This is a genomic window from Nitrososphaera sp. AFS (assembly GCF_009898475.1).
Classification (GTDB): domain Archaea; phylum Thermoproteota; class Nitrososphaeria; order Nitrososphaerales; family Nitrososphaeraceae; genus Nitrosopolaris.
In genome coordinates, this window is sequence record NZ_QURE01000122.1 from 224 (window position 1) to 5,227 (window position 5,004).

7 protein-coding genes are annotated in these 5,004 nt (G+C 36.2%); 1 reads left to right on the forward strand and 6 read right to left on the reverse strand.

Annotated features, from left to right (window positions below):
* Window positions 1-263: 263 nt before the first annotated feature.
* Window positions 264-983, reverse strand: a complete 720-nt coding sequence (locus DYY65_RS10810) for a hypothetical protein (RefSeq protein WP_162477971.1) — start codon at window positions 981-983, stop codon at window positions 264-266.
* A 144-nt stretch (window positions 984-1,127) separates the two neighbouring features.
* Between DYY65_RS10810 and DYY65_RS10815 the strand changes: the two genes are divergently transcribed.
* On the forward strand, window positions 1,128-2,480 hold the full coding sequence (locus DYY65_RS10815; protein ID WP_162477972.1) for a hypothetical protein: 1,353 nt from the start codon (window positions 1,128-1,130) through the stop codon (window positions 2,478-2,480).
* A gap of 728 nt (window positions 2,481-3,208) precedes the next feature.
* On the opposite strand, the gene DYY65_RS10820 is transcribed toward DYY65_RS10815, so the two are convergent.
* The 5 genes from DYY65_RS10820 to DYY65_RS10835 all read right to left on the reverse strand — a co-directional run.
* A complete protein-coding gene (locus DYY65_RS10820) occupies window positions 3,209-3,658 on the reverse strand; it encodes a hypothetical protein (RefSeq protein WP_162477973.1) in 450 nt (149 codons plus the stop codon).
* Window positions 3,636-3,890, reverse strand: a complete 255-nt coding sequence (locus tag DYY65_RS10825; RefSeq protein ID WP_162477974.1) for a hypothetical protein — start codon at window positions 3,888-3,890, stop codon at window positions 3,636-3,638. Before DYY65_RS10825 ends, DYY65_RS10820 begins: the two co-directional genes overlap by 23 nt.
* On the reverse strand, window positions 3,877-4,041 hold the full coding sequence (locus tag DYY65_RS13145; protein ID WP_441338330.1) for a hypothetical protein: 165 nt from the start codon (window positions 4,039-4,041) through the stop codon (window positions 3,877-3,879). Before DYY65_RS13145 ends, DYY65_RS10825 begins: the two co-directional genes overlap by 14 nt.
* Window positions 4,042-4,048: 7 nt before the next feature.
* Complete coding sequence (locus DYY65_RS10830; protein ID WP_162477975.1) at window positions 4,049-4,312, reverse strand: hypothetical protein; 264 nt, start codon at window positions 4,310-4,312, stop codon at window positions 4,049-4,051.
* A gap of 506 nt (window positions 4,313-4,818) precedes the next feature.
* Window positions 4,819-5,004 (reverse strand): hypothetical protein (locus DYY65_RS10835; RefSeq protein ID WP_162477976.1); only part of this gene is annotated, 186 nt, incomplete at its 5' end.

Here is a 5,004-nt window from a genome sequence, read left to right on the forward strand (position 1 = left end):
ATCAATGTTAAAATCTGTTTCATGTCCTCAGGAGAAATAAATCGTGATGCTTTGAGAGAAATTCATCCGTCTATTAGTTTGGGATGTTTCATTAGAAAGTTCGCGAATTGAAATTGATTATTTGGTTGGCAGGATCATGAAAGAGTTGGATTAATGTGACAAACTGAGATAGCGGTAGAGTTAATTTATTGATGGTAAAGTTATATTATGTCTAGGGCACAATTAGACAGCTGTACTCAGGCATTAATTGTAATAATAATAAGTCATTTCACTATCAAGTGATATGTCCAATCTGCTGCATAGTTGTACTGAGGTTTGACAGGGTTTGCTACACTAACTGTAAGATGTAGATCATGTGTACCCGGGTGTAGAGGTTGCAAGAATGCGAAGAATCCATTGGTAAACGCTCTGTACATGCCAGGTTTTTCCTTGTAAATGTTATCAGGTGGTATTGTCAAATTATAGAACCCAGAATCTATTCTGTACTGATTTAAGTTCTGGAGTTGAACTCCATCAAGGGTGGCGCCAATTACACCATAGTCATTACCTTCTGTAGCGCACTGGCGTACATCCTGATCATTATGCAAAGTTGGATCGCTACGGTCGCATTCGCCAGTTAACAAACCGACGAGAATAGATTTTCCAGTAGGAATTACGCACGTCCGTTGAACAGTCCCACTAAGTGAATCTGCCAAGAACCAAACAGGACCACTTTGTCCTCTTGCACAATTTGATGCAGTATTGTTTTGCCTTGGATGATCTTCTTGCGGTATACTGAAGCTCCACTGCCACCACTTCTCGGCCCATTGTTGATAAGGGATACCGTATGGAGAGGAATTTGTTGAATACAGTAAAGGGTTAAGACTATCACCTTTTACGATGTTAGTAGATGAGGCTGGAGTTGAAGCGAGAGTAAATATTATACTTGATAACAGCAATACATTTCTATATCCGAACAGTTGAATATTCCTCCTTTCCCTCATTCAATTCATATATAGGCAGATCTGTACTTATAAAAAGTTTGACCATCCACAAACCTTCTAATCTGACTTTTTCCAAACAGATTCATTGGGATTTTATAGTTGAATATATCGTAGTTGATGGGTACTAATCAGGGACATACACTATTGAATAAATTCCAAAGCAAAATTGGGGCCAAGGGCATTTTTATTTTAATTTCTATAATAATAGTTGCTATAATAGTAGATACATCAATTGTCAAGGTTTCTGCTATAACAGGCGGATTAAATTCTACAGATTCAAATATCACAATCTTTACTGTTATGGGCATAATCTTCGCTGTAGGACAATATCTTATTTTGGGATTCGTTAGAAAACTCGATGGGAAAAAGATTGCAATTAAAAGATTACGTTTGACTGTAATAAGTAGGTTGATATTAGTAATACAGTACGTCTTGATAGCAGTTTTCGCGTTGCTTATCTTACAAATGTTATTCACTTCTAGTTATAATGTTTATTTCATAGAGGCCATCATTTGGATCAGCTACTCCTTAGTCTTCATTCTCCTAGGATTGCTATCACTACGATTCCTTTCATGGTTTAGGTCCAACCATAACCGGGTTGTATTAACCTACTCTCTAGCGATGATGATGATCGCTGCAAATGCAGCGTTTGCGCTTGTTTATGTGACTAACCAATTGGCTGGGACACAGGGCGGACCAATAATACAACCCGAGTCTACTCCTGTAGCCAATTTTGGCAGTGTGTTTGACATTTTCAATTTTGGGTATTTTATAACTTCTATTATGTCGTTTGTCTTAACTTGGATTGCTACTGTTCTCCTGTTACACAGTTACTCCAGAAAACTTGGAAGAATCAAATATTGGATTCTTGTCAGTATTCCTTTGATTTATTTTTTGAGTCAATTTCAAATAGTATTTATTAATATTTTTACACCATTTCGTCTATCTGAACCCATTCTTTTTGGTATAGTTTACACGTTGTTCTTTAGCGCTACCGTATCTGTTGGTGGAATTCTATTTGGTATCGCGTTTTGGAGTATAGCACGGAATTTAGGCCGTGATATAGTCAAACAATATATGATGATTTCTGCCTACGGTATGATGTTACTCTTCTCCTCCAACCAGATTTCTGGTTTGGTTCTTGCCCCCTATCCACCATTCGGGCTTGCTACGGTTTCATTCTTGGGGTTGGCATCTTACCTAATATTCATTGGTATCTATTCTTCTGCGATATCTGTAGCAGTGGATTCCAGCTTACGTCAAACAATTCGAACTTTCGCAATGAAGGAATCAAGATTACTGGATAGTATAGGGACAGCCCAAATGGGGCAAGAGATTGAGAAGAAAGTGATTGCAGCCACAAAACGAAATCAAGACAGAATGACAGAAGACAGTGGAATTGAATCTTCACTTACAGAGGTAGATATGAAGGAATATTTAGAACAGGTAATTAGAGAGGTAAAGATGCAAAGAACTAGCAATAAAAAATTAGGATGAACAAGGATAAAACATAGACCTTATAAGGACGACAGAAAATAAGCATCTAATTAAATGTGCCTTGTGTGGAAAGACTATAAACAGTAATGAAATAATCAAAACAGTAATGAAATAATCATAGAAATAATTGATAACACTAGCTATACTTTCGATACCAATGATTGCGTATTGATGTAAAAGTCCCAGTGATTTTTTCTAATATTCCCCTCAATTCAACCCATAATTATGAGAACTATAGATGCATCCATCCGAGATAACATCAAATGGACTTTCTTTCACCTACTTCATTCCAAGCTTTAAGATCTACCTCAAGAAATATGGATTCGTTGTTCTTTGCTGCGGCAATCCATTTCTTTAATTCTTTCTGCCAATCAACATCATTTCCAGCATTCGTTATTAGGGTATTCTCAAATGCATCAACAATTTTGTATAGTGGTCTCCTACGTTAGTTACTGCCCTAAAAGTCTCATCCTCCTTTAAACCTATTGCAAATTCATTTTTATCTTTATTAGTATAAATACAAATTAATGCGTTAGAAGATTTGTTCATATAATCTTGTTCTGTTTTGCTCTTTACTTTAAAGTTCGTTGTTGTAAACCGATATTATTATGTTATGATTGGGACGGTCTTTTTTGTATCATCTACTTCAGCAGCCTGTTGAGATTAATGTATTGAAATGTCAATAGCAATAATTTTTAGATACGAAATATCGACAAGATATCCTCAAGTTAGTAGATATAATCATCTGAACTAGTTACACTCAAAAAAGATGTACGCCTTCTCCTCATCTCAATTCGTTTGGATAGTGGATAGACGTCATCATCTTTTGTATAGATTGGTTCATTTATTACTGGCAATCTAGGCTGCTGATTCATATATGCCAATTCTTCTCTTTTTTGGACCAAAGCCATCTCAAGTGCCCACAAAGATTGCATGCATTCATCTCGTCTTTTATTCAAAAGTGTCAGATGCTTATTGCAGTTAGCCTTTTCTTCTTCTAGTGCATTTACTTCGTTGGCAAGGTATTCAACTTTCCATTGCAGTTTTTCTAATTGCTTGTGATTAGCAAGATTTAATACATTAATTATTTGCTGTTCTCCCATCCCTAGATCATTTACTATTTTGTGTAATCTCAGAAATGAAGAAATGGAATATCTACCAGTATTTGATTTGATCATATACCTGTAGAAAGTCATACATTTTTCTCATCTCCAAATATTGTCTGTACATGTCTCTAACTTCTTCAGGAGGAAGATCTAGTTCAATAACAACTTGAGTAGGCGTTTGGCCTTCTGAGAACATTTTGATAGCCTGGGTGGTTTTTGATTTCGATTTTATGTCATCTTTCTCTTTGACTTCTGTTTGACCATTTTCTCGTTCTAATTTGTCCTTGTATCTATTGATAATCACCCCGATTTATTTCATAATCTGAACTTATTCTATTCAGCCGTGTAATTAGGAAGAAACCACACTCTCTTAGATTGGCAGCATGATCCATAACACAGGCAGCCAAGTCATGATCTTCGATCTCAACAACTCTAATTTGTTTATCGTTTCCAATTCGATTTTCATCGAAGGTTAGGTAGCTCTCTCTTTGCCTCGGCTAGAGATCCAAAAGTGTGGGTAATAACTCTTCTTCCTTGACTGATTAGTGAATTGACTTCCTTTTCTGCTTTTATCACAATATCCATTTCAAGATCTTTAGTCGTGATAATAACTAAATTGTCGTGATCCCTATGTTCAACTTTCCTGACATTAAGAGTTTTACCCATTAGCTTCTGAAGTGAGCCTATGAATGCGTGCTCAGCTGTGTGTGCTAGTTTGTTCTGCATATGGGATACTACTAATTAAGTTGATGTAGCGTATATACCTGATTTTTATGTTATTTGAAGTTTGAAACTGATTTGATCACTAGCGGGGACAGTAGACTAGGTAACCTAGCGCGTCTACTCATGTGGTGACCGATGCGGCTTGTTGGAAAATAGCCCAAATGAATGGCTTTGAACTATATCAAAAGATCAGACTTGTAGACGATTACACCCAGATATGCTTTATTAGCGCTTTTGAAGAATATGAGAACAAATTTAGGAAATTATTTCCAGATTTAAATGAGGCGGATTGTTTTGTTAGAAAACCAATCTAACCAAAAAAGTAAAATCACGCCTTCAGTCTAATTGATGTAGACTGCTGCATCCAAAAGCAAGAATGACACATTCCCCTGTTATCTGGGCACTGACTTCAGACGTATTACTCATCAAAACAAAATAGTTAACAACATGTTTACTAAGACAACCTTTGTCTGGTGCAGATGCTAATTAACTACTAGTTATTCGGTCTCTTAAATCTCATCTTGAATATCGTGTGCTTGCTCTGTTGCTATTTTTTCTACATTAAGTGAAACTTTAACCCAAGTATCATTGCTTCTGAATACATGTACAGATTGTTTCATATCAGTTAATCGAGTGTATCTGCCACCAACTTTATCAACCAGTCTATCTCTTAATTTCTCTACCTGATATTCTGC